Raw genomic sequence first — 18,981 nt, 5'->3', positions numbered from 1 at the left:
TGGAATGATTGCGTCTAAGGCGATTGGCGATCAGATTGTGTCCGGCAAAGGCTCCAACACGTCGACGCGGCGAACGTAAAGCACGGCGAGCAGGCCGACAAAGCTGCTGGCAAACATCATCCCAAGAACCAGGTACGGCCCGTTTTCAGGCGTAACGAAAGCGCCTGTCATTGAAGTCAGCACTGCCCCCAATGCCACGATCATTGCCCCGGATAGACCCGCCGCGCTGCCAGCCAGCTTTGGGCGCACTGACATCACCCCTGCCGAGGCATTGGCGTTTGTCAGGCCATTGCCAAAGCCCACAAAAATGGCTGAGCCAAAGAACACCCAGACTGACCCTTGATCCGCCAGGAAAAGAAGCAGGCCACAAAGCGGACCAATCGAGGCAAATACTCGGCCGATCAGGATCATGGTCGTCAACTGCGTTCTTGCCGCGATCCGCCCGGTGATGAAGTTACCGACCATGAAGCCGCCGGTGATGATACCAATCCCAAGACCCAGCATCGCCGGGCTTAGATCGAACCAAACGGCCGCCACCAAAGGGGCACCTGTAATAAAGCTGTAAAAGCCCCCAATCGAGAACGCTGCGCATAGCGCATAGCCCCAGAACCGGCGTGCGCGAAACAGATGCGGGTATTCTCTCAATTGGGCAGAGAACGTTGCGGATCGGTTCGTGTTGGTTTCGCCCATATCCGCCCACAACAACAGCAGCATTCCGGCACCAAGAGCGGAGTACAATACGAACCCTGCCCTCCAGCCAAACAGCATATCCAACGCACCGCCCAGCATCGGCCCCAGCATCGGAGCGAGAGCCATCGCCATAGCGACATAGCCGAGTTTGCTGGCCGCCTCGTTGGGGGTGTACAGGTCGCGGATCGAGGCGCTGGACAAAACTGGCCCGGCCACGACTGCCGCTTGCAGCAGACGGAAACCCAGGAAAACCCAGATTGACTCGGCCAATACGCAACCCAGAGAGGCGAGCGCGAAAATATTCATGGAAATCAAAAGGATTGGCCTGCGACCGAAGCGGTCCGACAAAGGACCCATGATCAACTGCAGTACGGCGGACACAGCCAGATAGCCAGCAACCGACAGGTTGATCAGGGCATAATCGACCTGAAAGTCTTCTCCCATCCGCGCAAGTGACGGCAGAAACATGTTCAACGACAACACCGATAACGCCGTGGCGAATATCAATGTGATCAGAGATGGGGGCGTCTGAGCCGCGCGCATGATGAAACCGTCAGAAAACCAATCGGACCAGCGCTAACACATCGTCTGTGCTTTGAACATGTCAAGCTGCTGGCGGCGGCATCACCGCTCTGCTAAGAGCGCGTCATGCTACGGATCGAAGACATAACCTACGCGGTAGAAGGCCGCCCCCTGTTCGATGGGGCCAGTGCGACAATACCCGATGGCCACAAGGTCGGCCTTGTGGGGCGGAACGGTACGGGGAAAACCACCCTCTTCCGGCTGATCCGGGGTGAATTGGCCTTGGAATCAGGCAATATCGTGCTGCCGAAACGCGCGAGGATTGGTGGAGTGGCGCAAGAGGTGCCTTCCTCCGATGTCTCGCTGATCAACACGGTGTTGGCGGCTGATACCGAACGCAGCGCATTGATGGCTGAGTCCGACAGCGCCACGGACCCTGCCCGCATTGCCGACATCCAGACTCGTCTGGCCGATATCGACGCTTGGTCGGCTGAGGCGCGCGCGGCCTCGATCCTAAAAGGTCTGGGCTTCGATGACGAGGACCAACTGCGCCCCTGCTCCGATTTCTCGGGCGGCTGGCGGATGCGCGTGGCTTTGGCCGCGGTGCTGTTTTCGCAGCCCGATCTGCTGCTGCTGGACGAACCGACCAACTATCTGGACCTCGAAGGTGCGTTGTGGCTGGAAAGCTATCTGGCCAAGTATCCGCATACGGTCATCATCATCAGCCACGACCGTGGGCTGCTGAACCGTGCGGTCGGCTCGATCCTGCATCTGGAAGACCGCAAGCTGACCTATTACGCGGTGCCCTACTACAAATTCGCCGAACGCCGCGCCGAACGTCTGGCACAGGCTGAATCCGAGAATGCCAAGGCCAAGGCCCGCATCGCCCATCTGCAGAGCTTTGTTGACCGCTTCCGGTATAAGGCCTCGAAGGCCGTACAGGCGCAGTCTCGCCTGAAGATGATCGAACGCATCCAACTGGTCTCGACCCCGCAAGAAGCCGCGCTGCGCGCATTCTCATTCCCTGAACCTGAGGAACTGTCCCCTCCGATCATCCAGATCGAAGGTGGTGTGACCGGCTATGGCGAGACCGAAGTGCTGCGCCGCCTGAACCTGCGTATCGATCAGGATGACCGCATCGCCCTGCTGGGGAAGAACGGTCAGGGCAAGTCGACCTTGTCCAAGCTGTTATCCGACCGCCTGCCCCTGATGGCAGGCAAAATGACCCGCAGCAACAGGCTGCGCATCGGCTATTTCGCGCAGCATCAGGTCGATGAGTTGCATGTGGACGAAACACCGCTGGACCACCTACGACGTCTGCGGCCGGATGAGGCTCCGGGCAAGTGGCGGTCGCGCCTTGCTGGTTTCGGGTTGAACTCGGATCAGGCGGAGACTCTGGTCGGTCGCCTGTCGGGCGGGCAAAAAGCACGGCTATCGCTGCTGATCGCGACCATCGACGCGCCCCATATGCTGATCCTCGACGAACCAACCAACCACCTGGACATCGAAAGCCGCGAGGCTTTGGTCGAAGCGCTGACGGCTTATTCCGGTGCAGTTGTTCTAGTCAGCCATGACATGCACTTGCTGTCACTGGTTGCTGATCGTCTGTGGCTGGTCTCGGACGGTACTGTCAAACCATTCGATGGTGATCTTGAAACCTATCGCACCATGCTGCTGGCCCGCGACAAACCGGTCAAAGAGAAACCGCAAACCGCAAAACCAAAGCGTCCATCGCGCGAGGCGGTGCTGGCGCTGCGCGCGGACCTGCGAAAATGCGAAGACCGGCTCGAAAAGCTGACTGACATGCATGATAAACTGTCAGCCAAATTGGCGGACCCTGCGCTGTATGAGGACGACCGGATCAGCGATCTGGAGACCTGGAACCGCAAATTCTCAGAAGTGGTCGAGGCAATGCAACGCGCCGAAGCCCTGTGGGTCGCGGCCGCCGAGAAACTGGAACAGGCGGAGGGTGTCGCATGATTGATTTGGCATTCTTCATCACGGCGTTCACTACCTTGTTCGTGGTGATTGACCCTTTCGGCACGGCTCCGATCTTTGTTGCATTGACGCAGGATATGGATGCCGCGACCCGGCGCCGTGTCGCGCTGCGCACGTGCCTGACAGCATCCGGCATCCTGATCGCCTTTGCCGCCTTTGGCGAAGCCGTATTGGGGTTTGTGGGAATTTCGATGGAGGCCTTCAAAGTAGCAGGCGGTGCATTGCTGTTCCTGACTGCTTTGGACATGCTGTTTGAACGCCGCACGAAACGACGTGAAGACCGGGTCGAAGAGGAAGAGCACCCTGACCCTTCGGTGTTTCCCCTTGCCATACCACTGGTCGCCGGTCCCGGCTCTATCGCGACTATCATCCTGCTTGCTGGTGAACATCCCGGCATTCAGGGCATCGCCGCCGCAAGCGCTGTCATGCTTGCAGTGATGGCTGTTGTTCTGTTGTTCTTCCTGTCCGGTGGTCTCATCGCGCGTTTTCTGGGCAAGACCGGCCTGAATGTTCTGACACGTTTGCTCGGCATGCTGCTGGCAGCACTGTCCGTTCAGTTCATCCTTGATGGTCTCAAAGCCTTTGGTTTTGCGTCATGAATCACCATATAGTGGCCAGGTTCGTAATTTCCGGGTGACGGTATGGATGGCTACGATTTCGGGCGTTTGACTTATCTGGTTCTGCTGGGTGCAGCCCTGCTGTTCTGGTTCATTACGCAAAATCGTCAGTCGTTGGGCAAGACGATGCAGCAGGTCATGGCCTGGGTCTTCATCTTCGTTGGCGTCATTGCTCTGGTTGGCCTGTGGGAGGATATTCGTTCCACCGTCAGCCCTGCGCCGCAAATGGCAGTGACAGGCAACACGATCGAGGTTCCCCGCTCCTTTGACGGACATTATTACCTTCCGATGCTGGTGAACGGTGAGCCCATTACTTTTCTGGTCGATACTGGTGCCAGCCAGATCGTGCTTAGCCCCCAAGACGCCAAGCGCATTGGTATCGATCTGGATCAGTTGAACTATTTCGGTCGCGCAGCAACTGCGAATGGTGTCGTTCGCACCGCTCCCGTGCGCTTGGACAGTCTGACGCTGGGTCCAATCACGGATAGCAACGTTTCTGCCTGGATTAACGAAGGTGACCTGAATCAGTCACTGCTGGGCATGGACTACCTGCACCGATTTTCCAACATTCAATTTGCTGACGGCCGGTTGGTTCTATCCCGATAAGTAACTTACCTGTGCTTTCAGGCTCGATTTCCAATTGAGAACAAAAAGTGAACAGTGTATCGTGACCACATGTCTGCACATCTTCTTGGCCGCAAACCCGCGCGTGAGGCGCCGGGGGTTAAACTGCATCATGAGATCACATTGCAACTGGGTCGCGTGCATGAGGCCTGCGGACCCGCCCGGCGCAGCTTTGCCATGTGGCTGGCCAGCCAGACACAGAGAGAAGTTTTGTGGATTTCGCCAGCATGGGAGGTGGAGAAGCTGAATCCCGAAGGTATGGCCCCCTTTGCTGATCCGGCACGCTTCTTGTTTGCACGCGCTCAAAACGCTACGGATTTATTGTGGTGTATGGAGGAGGCGCTGCGCAGCGGTGCAGTGCCTCTGATCATTTGCGATCTGCCAGAAGCCCCGGCCCTGACACCTGTTCGGCGGATGCATCTGGCGGCGGAACAGGGCGGAACGATGGGGCAAGCGCCGCTGGGCCTGTTGCTGACCCCCGGCGATGGTGGTGCGCAAGGGATCGAGACGCGCTGGCACATGGCCCCCACCTATCGAAACGAGGCCACCAGCTGGACCCTGACCCGTCGCCGCGCGCGCGCCCTGCCCCCCGCCACGTGGCTGGCCACCCAGACGGAACCTCGTGCCAGCCTGCAGGTCAAACAGATCACCACTGAAGATACGCCTGTATGACCGCATAAAGATCACAAAGATGAAGGAACTTGTGAATGGCCAAGACCTGCGCTGCGCCCTAGCGTTCAGGCATGGGCCAAACGATATCCACTCACCGCTATCCTAAGTCTCGCTCAACTGCCCAGCGAGGCCACGTACCCGAAAAAGAAGGCAGCACAATAGCACTGTCCCGCCGAAGCGTGATCGCGGGCATAGCCTTGTTGCCCGTTGCGCAAATCGCGCAGGCTGCTCTCAGCCCTTACGCTCTGGTTCCTTCCGGCACGACTGTTTCATTTTCATTCAATCTTTCCGGGGTCGCGCAGACCGGCACCATGCCAATTCAATCGGCAAACATCCGGATCGACACAAACCGCCTGCAAAACAGCCGGGTAGACGTCGTCATGAATGTTGCAAAGGCACGGACCAAATTACCCTTCGCACAGATGCCCATGCTGAGCCCGAGCGTTTTAGACGCGGCACGTTTCCCAACAATCCGTTTTGTCTCGACCAAGATACAGCTGGGACCCGGAGGGCGTATCTCGAACGGGGCTAGCATCACCGGCAATGTCACCGTCCGCGGTGTCACCCGCCCCATTACCCTGCAGGCCAATCTGTACAGACAATCAGGTTCAGACGTGAAAGACCTTGATCGACTCTTCATTCACCTCAAAGGGGCGCTAAACCGGCATGATTTCGGCGCATCGGGCTATCCCGATCTGGTTCAGGATACCGTGGGTCTGAATATCCGTGCCGAGATCTTGCGCCAGACTTGACCCGTGATAGACAAAAAACGACGCGATAAAGTCGATTAGGTGCGCGCAACCCTGTGCGATACCGCCAAGCTGGGACCGTTATGCGCACGATCATTTCCTTTGCCGCCCTTTTTCTTTCTGTCATTCTGCTGCAGCTCTCGACGGGCGGCGTTGGACCACTGGATGCAATCTCGGGACTGACGCTTGAGTTTTCGACCGAACAGATCGGTCTACTGGGGTCAGCACATTTTCTTGGCTTTTTCATCGGATGCTGGTGGGCACCGCGCCTGATGGGCAATGTCGGTCACTCGCGAGCGTTTGCGGTTTGCACGGCATTGGGTGCAATGGGGTTGATCGGACACACTCTGACAGACAACCCGTATATCTGGGCAGCGCTGCGTATCGCCTCAGGCACATGTGTGGCTGGCAGCTACACGGTGATTGAGGCGTGGCTGAACGCCAAAGTCACAAATGAAACACGCGGGCGTGCGATGGGCACCTATCGCATCGTCGATATGGGCGCATCTCTGGGGGCGCAGCTGATCATCGCCGTTCTGCCGCCTGCATCCTACGTTTCGTACAATCTGCTCGCCATATTGTGCTGCGCGTCACTCCTGCCTTTGACACTGACCCGCGCCAGCCAGCCCGAGACACCTGATGCGCCACGTCTGCGTCCGAAACTGGCATGGCGCAGCTCTCCACTGGCCGTTGCGGGCGTGATCGTCGCCGCGCTGAGTTCGGCTTCTTTCCGGATGGTTGGTCCGGTTTACGGCCAGGAGGTTGGTCTGGGCGTGGATCAAATCGCCTTCTTCCTGGCATCCTTTGTTCTGGGTGGAGCCCTGGCCCAATATCCGATGGGCTGGCTTGCTGATAAATACGATCGTCGCTGGGTTTTGATCTGGCTTTCAATTGCCGCGGTCCTGAGTTGCGGGATTACTATGGCCGCCAGCGGAACCGGTACGCTGGGTGTAATGCTGGCAGCCGGTCTGTTCGGCTTTACAACATTCCCAATCTTCTCGGTGTCCTCGGCGCATGCGAACGACTTTGCCACGACAGAACAACGGGTCGAGTTGTCGGCTGCCCTGATGTTCTGGTACGCATTGGGTGCTATCGCATCCCCCTACATCTCATCGACACTGATCCAGCAATTCGGCCCAGGCGCCTTGTTCGCTTTCGTTGCGCTCGGACATGTTTTCCTGATCATCTTCGGACTTGCGCGGATGCGGTCACGTCCAACTCCGGAAGAGCGCACGAACTATGTCTACGCGCCCCGCACATCCTTCACGATCGGTCGATTGTTGAAACGCTCGCGTGAGGGCAGATAGAAAAAGGGCCGGGATAATCCCGGCCCCTTCATCTTAGTGTTCGGTCCGTGGTTTCTCTTCAACCACCTCGGCCTCTTCCACTTGTTCTACCGATGGTTCAAGCGCGCCGTTGACGATTCCGCCAACGCCCTGCTCCATCGACAGACCCAGCTCTTCACCCAACTTCTTGAGCGCTGGCATCTGAACCGCCATTCCCATGATCGAATCCAATGCCTGGTTGACCACAGGCTTGTCGCCGCTCGACGCGGCACCACCGCCATTTGCCCCACCGATGCCACCAACCTGATGGATCTTGATCGAGTCGATCTTTTCGGCCGGTTTGACCATTTCCGCGATGATAGAAGGCATGGTTTCGATACGTGCCATATCAACCTTCATCCGGATCTGATCCACTGACAGCGCATTGTCTGCCTCAACGATCGCACGCTTACCCTCCGCTTCGGCCAGCATGTCGTTCTTCTTCGCCTCGGCGCGGATGTTAAGCGCGTCCGCTTCGGCTTGCGCTTCCTCACGACGGGCTTCAGCACGGTCAGCAGCAGCCTCTTTCTCGGCCTGCGCAGACAGACGGATCGCTGTCGCCTGACGCTCGGCCTCACGAGTCGCTTCGATCAGAACGATCTGCTTCTGACGCTCGGCCTCAGCCACCTGACGCGCTGTTGCCACAGCTTCGGTCGCCTTTGTCGCCTCAGCACGGGCCAGATCAGCAGACGCACGAGCGCGGCTTTCCTCTTCGGATTTCTGCGCGATGATGATCTGACGCTCCTGCTCGGCGACTTCGATTTCGCGTTCTTTGGCGATCTCCGCATCGCGGATTTTACGCTCACGCTCGATTTCGGCAGCGCGAATCGCTTCTTCACGGGCGATCCGGGCACGCTCAGTCTCCCGCACCGAGTCTTCGGTCCGTGCAGCAATCTCAGCCTCTTGCGCCACACGCAGGGTTTCGACCTTCTGCGTCTGTTCGATCCGCGCCTGTGCCTCATCCTGCTCAATCAGCAGTTTCTGGCGTTCTGCTTCCATCGCTGCGCGACGCACTTCGACCTCGGCTTCGGCATCAATCTGCGCACGCTCTTTCTTGGACACAGCGATCACTTCGGCCAGCTTACGCATACCCACGGCGTTAAAGGCGTTATTCTCGTCCAGAGCTTCAAACGGTGTCTGGTCCAGTGCGGTCAGTGAAACGGATTCCAGCGACAAACCGTTCTTCAGCAAGTCTTCGGACACTGCATTCTGCACTTCCTGAACAAAGTCAGCACGGTTTTCATGCAGACCGTCCATGGTCATCTGAGCAGCCACGGCGCGCAAACCGTCGATCAGCTTGCCTTCGATCATCTCCCGCAGCTGCTCGACGTCGAATGTTCGGTCACCAAGAGTCTGTGCAGCTCGTGCGATGCCCTCTTCTGTAGCCATGACTGAGACATAGAACTCAACGCCTACATCGACACGCATACGGTCTTTGGTGATCAGAGCTGCTTCGCCACTGCGCTGAACCTCAAGACGCAGCGTCTTCATGTTGACTGGGCTGACTTCATGCAGCAGCGGTACGATGATTACGCCGCCATCCATGATGACTTTCTTTCCGCCTGCACCGGTTTTCACGAGACTGATTTCTCGGGTCGCGCGTTTGTAAAGACGGCCAAGCACAAGGCCAATAAACAAGAGTACCGCTAAAACGGTCACAACTGTGACGGCAAGGAATGGAAGTTCCATGCAATATCCTCCGTGATGGGGTTAAAAATTTTGGTTATTCAGACAAGCCGACCAGAACGAACCGGTCGCGCCTTCGATCGCGCAGCACAAGCACTTCGGTGCCCTGAGCCAGCGCATCCTTGTCCTGCAACGGCTCTGCGCGCAGGTAGTGCGAATTGCCAAATCGGTCAGTCACGCGAACTTCTGCCGGACGGCCCCTTGCGGCGGTGCCTTGGGTTACGACACCTCGGCGGCGGGCCAGCATCCGTTCGGACATAGCCTCGGTTTCAGTCTTGGGCAGCAGGCGAGCGAATACTCCGCCGAACCCTCGCGCAAACCAAAGGCCAAATGCACCTGCAGGAATTGCCGCTATCCAGGATGGCAAGTCAAAGCCCACCAGATCGCGCAGCGCCAGTTGCAGACCCATACCGCTCAGGCCGAATCCGGCCAATAGAACGACAAGCCAGATCATGAAGGGCATCTTTCCGATGCCCAACCAACCGAACGGACCAACCGAAGCGGCGTCTGGCGCTTCGACCTCAACCTCGGCCAATTCGAAATCGCCCAGATCGACATCAGCATCGATATCCAGGTCGAAATCACCGACATCCAAATCAAGGGCGTCGACCATGTCCAGATCAGCTTCCGCCTCGCCTGCCAGCAGACTTCCACCCAGCAGTAATGCGATCAGTTCCAACGCAAGAAGGCCGAACAGAAGCGCAAGCGCCATTGTAAAGGGCACAAAAGCACCCTCTAGTAGAAAGTCGAACATCAGCAGATTGTTCCTATTTTGGTATACATCGGTATACATTTTAGATGGGAAGTCATGACGAAAATTCAAGAGGTTGTGATTCTAAACTTCAACCTATGGGTATTGTGGCGGTCATTCAGGTTGCAATCTGTAATCCCGTATCCAGTGAATTTTTCGCTGTGTCGCTGCTTAAAGTAAAATCTGTGCCAAAGCCGGGCTTTTGCTGGCCGGTCACATAAGGTAGACGGGCGCGCAGACAGTTACGCGGATACGGAACATGGCTCGGATTCTCATCACCTCGGCGATCCCCTATATCAACGGGATCAAACACCTCGGCAACCTGATCGGCTCGCAGTTGCCTGCTGATCTGTACGCACGTTACCAACGTGGCCGAGGGAACGAGGTCATGTTCCTTTGTGCCACCGACGAACACGGCACCCCAGCTGAACTTGCGGCTGCGAAAGCGGGCAAGCCTGTCGCAGAATACTGTGCCGAGATGTATGGCATCCAGGCGGACATCGCCAATCGCTTTGGCCTGAGCTTCGATCACTTCGGTCGTTCATCCAGCGATCAGAACAAGAAGCTGACACAGCATTTCGCGGGCAAGCTGGACGACGCAGGACTGATCCGTGAAGTCACCGAGAAACAGGTCTATTCCAACGCCGACGGCCGCTTTCTGCCTGACCGTTATATCGAGGGCACCTGCCCCAATTGCGGTTATGACCGCGCACGCGGTGACCAGTGCGAGAACTGCACTAAGCAGCTGGACCCGACCGACCTGATTGAGCCGCGTTCAGCCATTTCAGGTTCGACCGATCTGGAAGTGCGTGAGACCAAGCACTTGTATCTGCGTCAATCCGCGATGAAAGATCAGCTGGACGCGTGGATCGACAGCAAAACCGACTGGCCGATCCTGACCACCTCGATTGCCAAGAAATGGCTGCATGACGGTGACGGCCTGCAGGATCGTGGGATTACCCGCGATCTGGACTGGGGTGTTCCAGTTAAGAAAGGCGATCAGGATTGGCCCGGAATGGAAGGCAAAGTCTTCTACGTCTGGTTCGACGCCCCCATCGAATACATCGCTTGCGCCAAGGAATGGGCCGACGCCAATGGCAAAACTGACGCCGATTGGGAACGCTGGTGGCGGACCGACAAAGGTGCAGATGACGTGCGCTATGTTCAGTTTATGGGCAAAGACAATGTGCCCTTCCACACTCTGAGCTTCCCGGCCACCATTCTGGGGTCTGGCGAGCCGTGGAAGTTGGTCGATCACCTCAAATCGTTCAACTACCTGAACTATGACGGCGGCCAGTTCTCGACCTCTCAGGGCCGTGGCGTTTTCATGGATCAGGCGCTGGAGATTCTGCCCGCCGATTATTGGCGCTGGTGGCTGCTCAGCCATGCCCCCGAGAGCAGCGACAGCGAGTTCAACTGGGAGAACTTCCAGCAGTCGGTGAACAAGGATCTTGCGGACGTTCTGGGCAACTTCGTTAGCCGGATCACCAAGTTCTGCCGGTCGAAATTTGGTGAAGCTGTCCCCGAGGGTGGTGCTTATGGCGAGCGTGAGCAAGCCCTGATCGACGAACTGACCAAACGCGTCCGCGCCTACGAGGGGCATATGGAAGCGATGGAAGTTCGTAAATCGGCGCAGGAACTGCGGGCGATCTGGGTCGCGGGCAATGAATACCTTCAGGCCGCGGCGCCCTGGTCGACCTTCAAGGAAGATCCTGAACAGGCCGCTGCGCAAGTGCGCCTGGGCCTGAACCTGATCCGCCTTTACGCAGTACTGAGCGCACCGTTCATTCCCGAAACCTCGGCCCGGATGCTAAGCGCGATGAATACCCTGGACACCAGTTGGCCGGACAATGTTGCCGCCGCACTGTCCGCCCTGCCCCCCGGCCACGAGTTTGCTGTGCCGGAAGTGCTGTTCGCCAAAATCACGGATGAGCAGCGTGAGGAATGGCAAAGCCGATTTGCCGGTCAGCGCAGCTAAGTTCGGACAAGAGTAAATGCAAAGAATGGGGGTCGTTCAGACCCCCATTTTTTCGTTCAAGGGTATGGCACAGACGTCAATGCCTCGTGTCGGCACGAGCTTAAGTCTGCCAACCTGCGGGGAAATCTGCGCAATCTCTTGTACAACTACAAATTCAAATGCTTGAGATATGACTGCAAAACAGCCATCCTGCCTAAGAATTCCGTCGACTCGGCTCTTCGATCACTCCGCTTCGACGCAACGATTGTAGTTTGAACGAGGCAATTGCCATGTCCCTTGCATTGAAGCATTCAACTTCCTCTCATAACGGCGCGATCATGACATTGTTCAGACGCGCCGCAGTACTTTCCTGCATCGGACTGGCGCAACCGGTTTTGGCGCAAGACCAAAGTGAGGCTCCTCCACCCAAAGTTTCAATTGCCGCAGCTTACTCTGAGGAGATTACCGACGAAGCCGTCTTCATCGGACGTGCAGAGGCTATCGACAAGGTCGACATCGTTGCCCGTGTAAGCGGATTTTTGGAAAGCCAGAATGTCGATGACGGCGCTTTGGTCAATGAAGGCGATCTGCTTTTTACGATCGAACCCGATCTGTACGAGGCCAACCTTGAGGCGCGCAAAGCAGATCTGGACCGCGCCGAAGCAAATCTGGAACTGGCCAAAGTCGATCTTGCCCGAAAAGAAGAACTCTACAAGCGCGACGCGACCCCGGAATCCGAGCGCGACATCGCGCGGGCAAACGAACTTGTTGCCGAGGCCGAAGTCAAAGCAGCAAATGCTGCCATCCAGCAAGCACAGCTGGATCTGAGCTATACGGAAATTCACGCGCCATTCGATGGACGCATCGGTCGGGTCGCTACCAGCGTTGGTGATGTGGTTGGCCCAACCAACCCACCACTGGTTAACTTGGTCAGTGAAGCTCCCATTTATGTGAATTTCTCACTGAACGAAAAACAGTTCACTTCGGTTCTAGAGCAATACGGAGAGAGCGCGGCGTCGCTGGCGGAAAGCAACAAAAGTCCCAACGTTCATGTAACATTGCCCAACGGTACCGAACTGGACGAAACGGGCCGTATCGTGTTTGTCGACAACCGCATCGACCCGCTGACCGGCGCAATTACTGTGCGGGCTGAGTTTGACAACGCGCAGCGCTTGATCATCGACGGAGCTTTCCTGAGCGTTGGTATCGAAGCGCTGGAGCCGACACTGCAAGTCCTTATTCCTCAAGCCGCTCTGCAGCGTGATCAGCGGGGTGAATTCGTGCTGGTCGTCAATGATAAGCAGATGGTTGAACAGCGCTACATCACCACTGGCGACACAGTGGGCTCTGCCGTAATTGTTGCCGATGGCCTGCGTGAGGGCGAAAGCGTAATCGTCGAAGGGCTACAGCGCGTACGTCCCGGCGTAGCGGTAGACGCGGTCGTCGCTTCTGAGCAGCCGGGAGAATAATTGATGTTCTCTGCCCTGTTTATCAGCCGGCCTAAGCTGGCGCTTGTTATCTCACTTGTTCTGACAATCATGGGCGGCATCGGCTATCTGGTACTGCCCGTTGCCCAGTTCCCTGACATCACCCCGCCTGTGGTAAGCGTAACAACCACCTATACCGGGGCGAACGCTGAAACCGTTGAAAACACGGTCGCCGCGCCGATTGAGGCGCAGGTCAACGGTGTGGACGACATGATTTACATGACGTCCACCTCGTCAGACAACGGTTCCTACTCTCTGAACATCACGTTCGAGGTCGGCACCGACCCTGATATCGCCTCGGTGAACGTGCAGAACCGTGTGGCGCAAGCCATGTCGTCCCTGCCCAGCGAAGTGACTGCTTCAGGCGTTGTGACGCAAAAGGCGTCGACCAACATGCTGTTGCTGGTCACACTGACATCGCCGAACGGTACCTATGACAGTGTATTCCTGTCGAACTATGCGTCCATCAACCTGAAGGATGCGCTGGCGCGTGTTCAGGGCGTTGGTAAAGCGGATGTTCTGACCAATCTGGAATACGCCATGCGGATCTGGATGGACCCGGACAAGATGGCGGCCCTATCGATCACACCTGGGGACGTCATCAACGCTATTCGGGAGCAGAATATCGAAGTGTCTGCAGGTTCCATTGGCGCTCCTCCGGTACCTGAAGGACAGACATTCCAGTACACGATCAAGACCAAAGGGCGTCTGACATCTGCGACCGAGTTTGGTGACATCGTGATCAGGACAGGTGACGCTGGCTCAATCGTACGTGTCCGAGACATCGCCAGAGTCGAGCTTGGTGCCGAGTATTATGCAGCCTCTGGATATTTCGAAAGTGTTCCTGCCACAGTCATCGGCATTTATCAGGCCCCCGGCGCCAATGCACTTGCAGTGTCCGACCGCGTTCAGGCCGAGTTGGAGCGTCTGTCTCGCGCCTTCCCAACTGACGTTGAGTACAAGGTCCCGTTCAATACCACGGACTTTGTCGAGCAATCGTTGAATGACGTTGTCACAACCCTGATCCTGACGTTCATTCTGGTGATTTCGGTCGTGTTTGTGTTTTTGGGCAGTTGGCGCGCGACCATCATTCCCGCGGTTGCGATCCCGGTATCACTGATCGGTACATTTGCATTCCTGCTGCTGTTTGGAATGTCGCTCAATACGATCTCATTGTTCGCTCTGGTTCTGGCCATCGGTATCGTGGTGGACGACGCCATTGTTGTGGTCGAAAACGTTGAACGCATCATTGCGGATGAAGGTCTGCCACCGGCCGAAGCAACTCGTAAGGCTATGGGCCAAATCACCGGGCCGGTGATCGCAACCACGCTGGTTCTGTTGGCTGTATTCGTGCCGGTTACCTTCATGCCCGGCATTTCAGGACGGCTTTATTCACAGTTCGCCGTCACGATCTCGACCGCGGTTGTGATCTCATCGATCAACGCTCTGACACTCTCTCCTGCCTTGTGCGGACTGGTGCTGCAAGCACGGTCCGGCCCTCCCAAAGGGCTGTTGGCTGTGTTCGAAGGTTTCATCGGGTCAATGCGCAGCGGGTATGTGGCCATCGTCCGGAAATTGCTGATCATACCCGTCGTTTCGCTGGGTATCATTGCGGCCTTCGCATTCGGCGGCGTGACCATCATGTCCAATACATCCAGCGGCTTCCTGCCGCTTGAGGACAACGGTTATCTGTTCGTCGACATCCAGTTGCCGGATGCTGCTACACTGGAACGGACCGAGCTGGTTTCGGCACGGGTTGATGAACAGATCCAACAGATTCCGGGCGTTTCGAGCACCGTTTTGATCAACGGTTTCTCATTGCTGAACGGGACGATCACCAATGGTGCAGCGATCTTTGTTAACCTTGAAAACTGGGATGATCGACAGGAGGAAGATCTAAGTGCCGATGCCATCCTCGGTAAGGTTCTGGCAATTGCCAACGGAGAGTCCGCAGCTTCCATTGTCGCCTTCAACCCGCCCCCGATTCAGGGTCTCGGTATGTCTGCCGGCGTTGAAATGGAGGTTCAGCAAACCGGTGGTGGTACGCCTCAGGATCTTGCCTCAGCCGTTGGTTCCTTCGTTTATGCGGCGAACCAACGTCCAGAGATCGGTCAGGCCTATACGACCTTCCGCGCAAACGTTCCGCAGCTGTTCGTCGATCTGGATCGTGAGAAAGCCAAGACGCTTCAGGTGTCCGTGGCTGAGATCTTCCAGACAATGCAGGCGCAACTGGGTTCCTATTACGTCAATGACTTCAACTTGTTTGGCCGCGTCTATCGCGTGATGATCCAGGCGGAAGGCTCTTATCGCGACAATGTCGAGGATATCTCAAACCTCTATGTGCGTTCGACAAAAGGCGAGATGGTTCCTCTTGGGACATTGATCGATGTTGAGAATGTACTGGGCCCGGTTCTGCTGAAACGGCACAACCTGTTCCGTTCTGCGACAGTAACCGCCGTCCCAGCAGAAGGGTTGTCGACAGGCGATGCGATCAGCGTAATGACGGAAGAGTCTGCAACCGCCCTGCCCCCCGGATATGCCTTTGAGTGGACCGGGACCGCTCAGCAGCAGTTGGCATCAGGTGGTCTGGTTGTTGTGATCCTCGGTCTGGCAATCCTGTTCGGGTATCTGTTCCTTGTCGGCCAATACGAAAGCTGGACCATGCCGGTGTCAATCCTGCTATCGGTGATCGTCGCTCTATTCGGGGCTGTTTCAGCAGTTGCGATCGTCGGAAGTGACATCAATCTCTATACGCAGATCGGTATGATCATGCTTGTGGGACTGGCGTCCAAGAACGGGATTCTGATCGTCGAGTTCGCGATGGAGCAACGCGCTAATGGCCTCTCCATCAAAGACGCCGCGGCCGAGGCTGCGCATCAGCGTTTCCGTGCGGTTATGATGACGGCTTTATCTTTCCTGCTGGGCGTTGTTCCGTTGCTGGCTGCCAGTGGCGCGGGTGCCGCCAGCCAAAAGGCCATCGGTGTGGCCGTATTCGGTGGCATGCTTGCTGCAACGTTGTTTGGCGTCATTCTTGTCCCCGTACTATATGCGGTGATGCAGGGGATGCGAGAATGGCTGAAAGGCGGCAACAAGGGCTCTGGTCCTTCCGAAGAAGCCGCTTAAAGCGCAGGAGTAGAACGCCAAACGCCCCGCGAAATTCGCGGGGCGTTTTCTTTTGTCTGGCTCAGCTTACTGGGCAGCTGCAACGGCGTTGATGTGATGCTCGTCCATCCATGCCTGAATTCTTGCTATTTGCACCTGATTCAACCGCAAACCCAGCTTGTTGCGCCGCCAGACGACATCGTCTGCTGTCCGCGCATATTCCTTGTCCATAAGCCACTCCAGCTCGCGAGCGGTAAGCGTTGCGCCAAAATCTTCACCCAGATCCCCGGCAGTTTGCGCGTTACCCAAAATTGACCGCGCCTCAGTGCCATAAGCACGGATCAATCGGTTCGCCCAGAATTGGTCAAGAAAGCCGTAGTCCATTAGAAGATCGTTCGCCAGATGTGCGGCACTATCAACGGGAAAGTCGCCGCCCGGCAGAGAAACGCCTGCCGTCCAAGGACCGGGCAAGTTAGGGAAATGTTCGGCTATTTTCTCGAGCGCGCTTTCAGCCAGGCGGCGATAGGTCGTGATCTTGCCACCAAACACGTTTAGCACCGGCGCCCCGCCAGCAGCATCTACCTTCAGCGTATAGTCGCGGGTGGCCGCTGTCGCGCTGTGCGCTCCGTCGTCATACAGCGGGCGAACACCAGAATAGGTCCACACGATATCTTCGCGTGTAACAGGGCGCTCAAAGTACTTTGTTGCAAAGGCACACAAATAGTCCTGTTCTGCTTCAGTACAAACCGGTGGTTCAGAGGGATTTTCGTGATCCTGATCGGTCGTGCCGATAAGGGTGAAATCCTGCTCATACGGGATTGCAAAGATTATGCGGCCATCCTCACCCTGAAAGAAATAGCACTTGTCGTGATCGAACAGCTTATGGGTCACGATATGGCTGCCACGAACCAACCGAACACCCTCGCGCGAATTCACGCGAATTTTGGACTGGATGATATCGCCGACCCAAGGGCCACCCGCGTTGATCAGCATCCGGGCACGAACCAGACGTGTATCGCCGCTGTCCTTATCAAGAATGGTCACATGCCACAGATCATCGACGCGCTCAGCGGATTGTACTTCGGTACGCACCAGAATCTCTGCGCCACGCGCTTCAGCATCACGTGCATTCAGGATGACCAACCGTGAATCCTCGATCCAGCAATCGGAGTATTCATAAGCGGTTTCAAACTTGTTCTGCAGCGGAGCGCCTTCGGGTTCTTTTCGCAGATCAAGTGATTTGGTGCCTGGTAATATCTTTCTGCCGCCAAGATGGTCGTAAAGAAACAGTCCCAAACGGATCAACCAAGCCGGGCGCCGACCATGCATCCAAGGCATAACGGTGCTCAACAAATGCGAAGTCGGTGTATGCGAGTCAAACCGCATATCGTCATGGTAAGGCAGCACGAACCGCATTGGCCAACTGATATGGGGCATTGCGTGCAACAGAGTTTCCCGCTCAATCAATGCCTCACGAACAAGCCGAAACTCAAAATATTCGAGGTAACGAAGACCACCATGAAACAACTTGGTTGATGCCGAAGACGTTGCTGACGCCAGATCGTTCATCTCGGCCAACGTGACTGACAATCCGCGACCAGCTGCATCGCGTGCGATCCCGCATCCGTTGATCCCACCGCCGATAATGAAAAGGTCGGTAATTCGGGTATCTGGCTGTTCCATGGAACTCGATTCTTCTGTTGAGAGAGGTCGAGGGCATTAACCCTACGCACATTCGTATCGTCAACTTGTATTTTCGTTTTTATTCGTTTTAATGGGTACAAGCATCAGATCGAAAATACCTGAACGAGCTTTCAGATTAACAACTGGATTGATCAAGGCCATCAAATCGCTCGCTGTAGTGACGAAACAAATCATTGAATTCTTCTGAGAAAAGAACAAAAACGAACAGGTGAATGTTTCACCGGAGCCCTACATGTCCCTTTCCTTTCGCCAGTCCGACATTCTGGAAATCGCCAAGCAACACGGACGCGTCGCGGTCGAAGAGCTGGCGGATAAGTTTGGCGTAACTGTTCAGACCATCCGCCGTGATCTTTCAGAGCTTTCAGAGGCCGGCAAACTGGATCGGGTTCACGGAGGCGCGGTCCTGCGATCCGGTGTCTCGAATATTGGGTACGAAGATCGTCGCGAACTGAACGAAGATGCCAAATCGCGGATTGCAGCGAAATGTGCAGCCGATATCCCGGATGGCGCTTCGATCTTCATGAACATTGGCACGTCGACCGAAGCCGTCGCGAAGCAGTTGCTGAACCATAAAAACCTGATGGTCGTGACGAACAATATGAACGTCGCAAACATACTGGTCGCCAACCCTGATTGTCAGATCGTTGTAGCGGGCGGGGTGCTAAGAAGATCTGATGGAGGTTTGATCGGAAACCTAACCGTTTCCACAATCAAACAGTTCAAATTCGACTATGCCATTATTGGATGCTCAGCACTTGATGCTGAGGGTGATCTGCTGGATTTCGATTTTCAGGAGGTCCATGTCAGCCAAACCATCATTGCCCAGGCGCGGCAGACCTGCCTTGTGGCGGACAACTCCAAATTTCACCGCGCCGCGCCCGCGCGCATCGGATCACTTTCTGAAGTCAGCGCATTCTACACCGATCTTCCGCTATCGACCGAACTGACAAGCCAATGCGGTGAGTGGAAGACGCGTCTGGTTCTTTGCGAATAGCTCCTTGAAACTTCTCATTTAGCGCGAGTACCCGAACGCCTTTCTTGCCAGATGGCGGCGCACCTGACAGTATCAAACCATATTGCAATCGTTGCACGGGAGG

General features: G+C 56.3%; 14 protein-coding genes. 10 read left to right on the top strand and 4 right to left on the bottom strand.

All coding sequences use genetic code 11. The features are described 5' to 3' along the window. Positions 1–30 precede the first annotated feature (30 nt). Positions 31–1,233 (bottom strand): multidrug effflux MFS transporter, encoded by a 1,203-nt coding sequence (locus GOX61_RS08830; protein WP_170332955.1) that lies wholly within the window; start codon positions 1,231–1,233, stop codon positions 31–33. Positions 1,234–1,338: 105 nt separating this feature from the next. Between GOX61_RS08830 and GOX61_RS08825 the strand changes: the two genes are divergently transcribed. The 6 genes from GOX61_RS08825 to GOX61_RS08800 all read left to right on the top strand — a co-directional run bounded on the left by GOX61_RS08825 (position 1,339) and on the right by GOX61_RS08800 (position 7,179). Further along, positions 1,339–3,192, top strand: a complete 1,854-nt coding sequence (locus GOX61_RS08825) for an ABC-F family ATP-binding cassette domain-containing protein (RefSeq protein WP_170332953.1) — start codon at positions 1,339–1,341, stop codon at positions 3,190–3,192. Then, positions 3,189–3,809 carry a MarC family protein gene (locus GOX61_RS08820; protein WP_170332951.1) on the top strand — a complete coding sequence of 207 codons (621 nt, stop codon included), beginning with the start codon at positions 3,189–3,191 and terminating at the stop codon, positions 3,807–3,809. The genes GOX61_RS08825 and GOX61_RS08820 overlap by 4 nt, the downstream gene beginning before the upstream one ends. Before the next feature lie 42 nt (positions 3,810–3,851). Further along, the gene (locus GOX61_RS08815) at positions 3,852–4,433 is read left to right on the top strand and encodes a retropepsin-like aspartic protease family protein (protein WP_170332949.1); all 582 of its coding nucleotides are present in this window, start codon (positions 3,852–3,854) and stop codon (positions 4,431–4,433) included. A 69-nt stretch (positions 4,434–4,502) separates the two neighbouring features. Next, positions 4,503–5,123 carry an ImuA family protein gene (locus GOX61_RS08810; protein WP_170332947.1) on the top strand — a complete coding sequence of 207 codons (621 nt, stop codon included), beginning with the start codon at positions 4,503–4,505 and terminating at the stop codon, positions 5,121–5,123. Between the two features lie 71 nt (positions 5,124–5,194). Then, positions 5,195–5,875, top strand: a complete 681-nt coding sequence (locus GOX61_RS08805; RefSeq protein WP_170332945.1) for a YceI family protein — start codon at positions 5,195–5,197, stop codon at positions 5,873–5,875. Positions 5,876–5,955: 80 nt separating this feature from the next. Beyond that, positions 5,956–7,179: an MFS transporter gene (locus GOX61_RS08800; protein WP_170332943.1), complete on the top strand. Its 1,224-nt coding sequence runs from the start codon at positions 5,956–5,958 to the stop codon at positions 7,177–7,179. A gap of 33 nt (positions 7,180–7,212) precedes the next feature. Here GOX61_RS08800 and GOX61_RS08795 read toward each other — a convergent pair whose 3' ends face one another. Both GOX61_RS08795 and GOX61_RS08790 read right to left on the bottom strand, forming a co-directional pair. Next, positions 7,213–8,886 (bottom strand): flotillin family protein, encoded by a 1,674-nt coding sequence (locus GOX61_RS08795; RefSeq protein WP_170332941.1) that lies wholly within the window; start codon positions 8,884–8,886, stop codon positions 7,213–7,215. Between the two features lie 34 nt (positions 8,887–8,920). Beyond that, on the bottom strand, positions 8,921–9,637 hold the full coding sequence (locus tag GOX61_RS08790; protein WP_170332940.1) for an OB-fold-containig protein: 717 nt from the start codon (positions 9,635–9,637) through the stop codon (positions 8,921–8,923). Between the two features lie 256 nt (positions 9,638–9,893). Between GOX61_RS08790 and metG the strand changes: the two genes are divergently transcribed. The 3 genes from metG to GOX61_RS08775 all read left to right on the top strand — a co-directional run bounded on the left by metG (position 9,894) and on the right by GOX61_RS08775 (position 16,201). Then, positions 9,894–11,612: a methionine--tRNA ligase gene (metG, locus tag GOX61_RS08785; protein WP_170332938.1), complete on the top strand. Its 1,719-nt coding sequence runs from the start codon at positions 9,894–9,896 to the stop codon at positions 11,610–11,612. Positions 11,613–11,929: 317 nt separating this feature from the next. Further along, positions 11,930–13,060 carry an efflux RND transporter periplasmic adaptor subunit gene (locus GOX61_RS08780; protein WP_254436804.1) on the top strand — a complete coding sequence of 377 codons (1,131 nt, stop codon included), beginning with the start codon at positions 11,930–11,932 and terminating at the stop codon, positions 13,058–13,060. A gap of 3 nt (positions 13,061–13,063) precedes the next feature. Next, complete coding sequence (locus GOX61_RS08775; RefSeq protein ID WP_170332934.1) at positions 13,064–16,201, top strand: efflux RND transporter permease subunit; 3,138 nt, start codon at positions 13,064–13,066, stop codon at positions 16,199–16,201. A gap of 66 nt (positions 16,202–16,267) precedes the next feature. Here the strand turns inward: GOX61_RS08775 and glpD are convergent, their stop codons facing one another. After that, positions 16,268–17,863 (bottom strand): glycerol-3-phosphate dehydrogenase, encoded by a 1,596-nt coding sequence (gene glpD / locus GOX61_RS08770; protein WP_170332932.1) that lies wholly within the window; start codon positions 17,861–17,863, stop codon positions 16,268–16,270. A 253-nt stretch (positions 17,864–18,116) separates the two neighbouring features. Here glpD and GOX61_RS08765 point away from each other — a divergent pair, with 253 nt between their 5' ends. Then, on the top strand, positions 18,117–18,878 hold the full coding sequence (locus GOX61_RS08765; RefSeq protein ID WP_170332930.1) for a DeoR/GlpR family DNA-binding transcription regulator: 762 nt from the start codon (positions 18,117–18,119) through the stop codon (positions 18,876–18,878). The last annotated feature ends 103 nt before the right edge of the window (positions 18,879–18,981 follow it).

The organism is Ruegeria arenilitoris, from assembly GCF_013030265.1.
In the GTDB taxonomy this organism is placed as follows: Bacteria; Pseudomonadota; Alphaproteobacteria; order Rhodobacterales; family Rhodobacteraceae; genus Ruegeria; species Ruegeria arenilitoris_E.
This window is presented reverse-complemented; position numbering and strand designations above follow the sequence as displayed.

Coding starts and splice junctions, on each gene's coding strand:
- GOX61_RS08830 (WP_170332955.1), bottom strand. CDS start 1,233: ATGCGCGCGGCTCAGACGCCCCCATCTCTGATCACATTGATATTCGCC.
- GOX61_RS08825 (WP_170332953.1), top strand. CDS start 1,339: ATGCTACGGATCGAAGACATAACCTACGCGGTAGAAGGCCGCCCCCTG.
- GOX61_RS08820 (WP_170332951.1), top strand. CDS start 3,189: ATGATTGATTTGGCATTCTTCATCACGGCGTTCACTACCTTGTTCGTG.
- GOX61_RS08815 (WP_170332949.1), top strand. CDS start 3,852: ATGGATGGCTACGATTTCGGGCGTTTGACTTATCTGGTTCTGCTGGGT.
- GOX61_RS08810 (WP_170332947.1), top strand. CDS start 4,503: ATGTCTGCACATCTTCTTGGCCGCAAACCCGCGCGTGAGGCGCCGGGG.
- GOX61_RS08805 (WP_170332945.1), top strand. CDS start 5,195: ATGGGCCAAACGATATCCACTCACCGCTATCCTAAGTCTCGCTCAACT.
- GOX61_RS08800 (WP_170332943.1), top strand. CDS start 5,956: ATGCGCACGATCATTTCCTTTGCCGCCCTTTTTCTTTCTGTCATTCTG.
- GOX61_RS08795 (WP_170332941.1), bottom strand. CDS start 8,886: ATGGAACTTCCATTCCTTGCCGTCACAGTTGTGACCGTTTTAGCGGTA.
- GOX61_RS08790 (WP_170332940.1), bottom strand. CDS start 9,637: ATGTTCGACTTTCTACTAGAGGGTGCTTTTGTGCCCTTTACAATGGCG.
- metG (WP_170332938.1), top strand. CDS start 9,894: ATGGCTCGGATTCTCATCACCTCGGCGATCCCCTATATCAACGGGATC.
- GOX61_RS08780 (WP_254436804.1), top strand. CDS start 11,930: ATGACATTGTTCAGACGCGCCGCAGTACTTTCCTGCATCGGACTGGCG.
- GOX61_RS08775 (WP_170332934.1), top strand. CDS start 13,064: ATGTTCTCTGCCCTGTTTATCAGCCGGCCTAAGCTGGCGCTTGTTATC.
- glpD (WP_170332932.1), bottom strand. CDS start 17,863: ATGGAACAGCCAGATACCCGAATTACCGACCTTTTCATTATCGGCGGT.
- GOX61_RS08765 (WP_170332930.1), top strand. CDS start 18,117: ATGTCCCTTTCCTTTCGCCAGTCCGACATTCTGGAAATCGCCAAGCAA.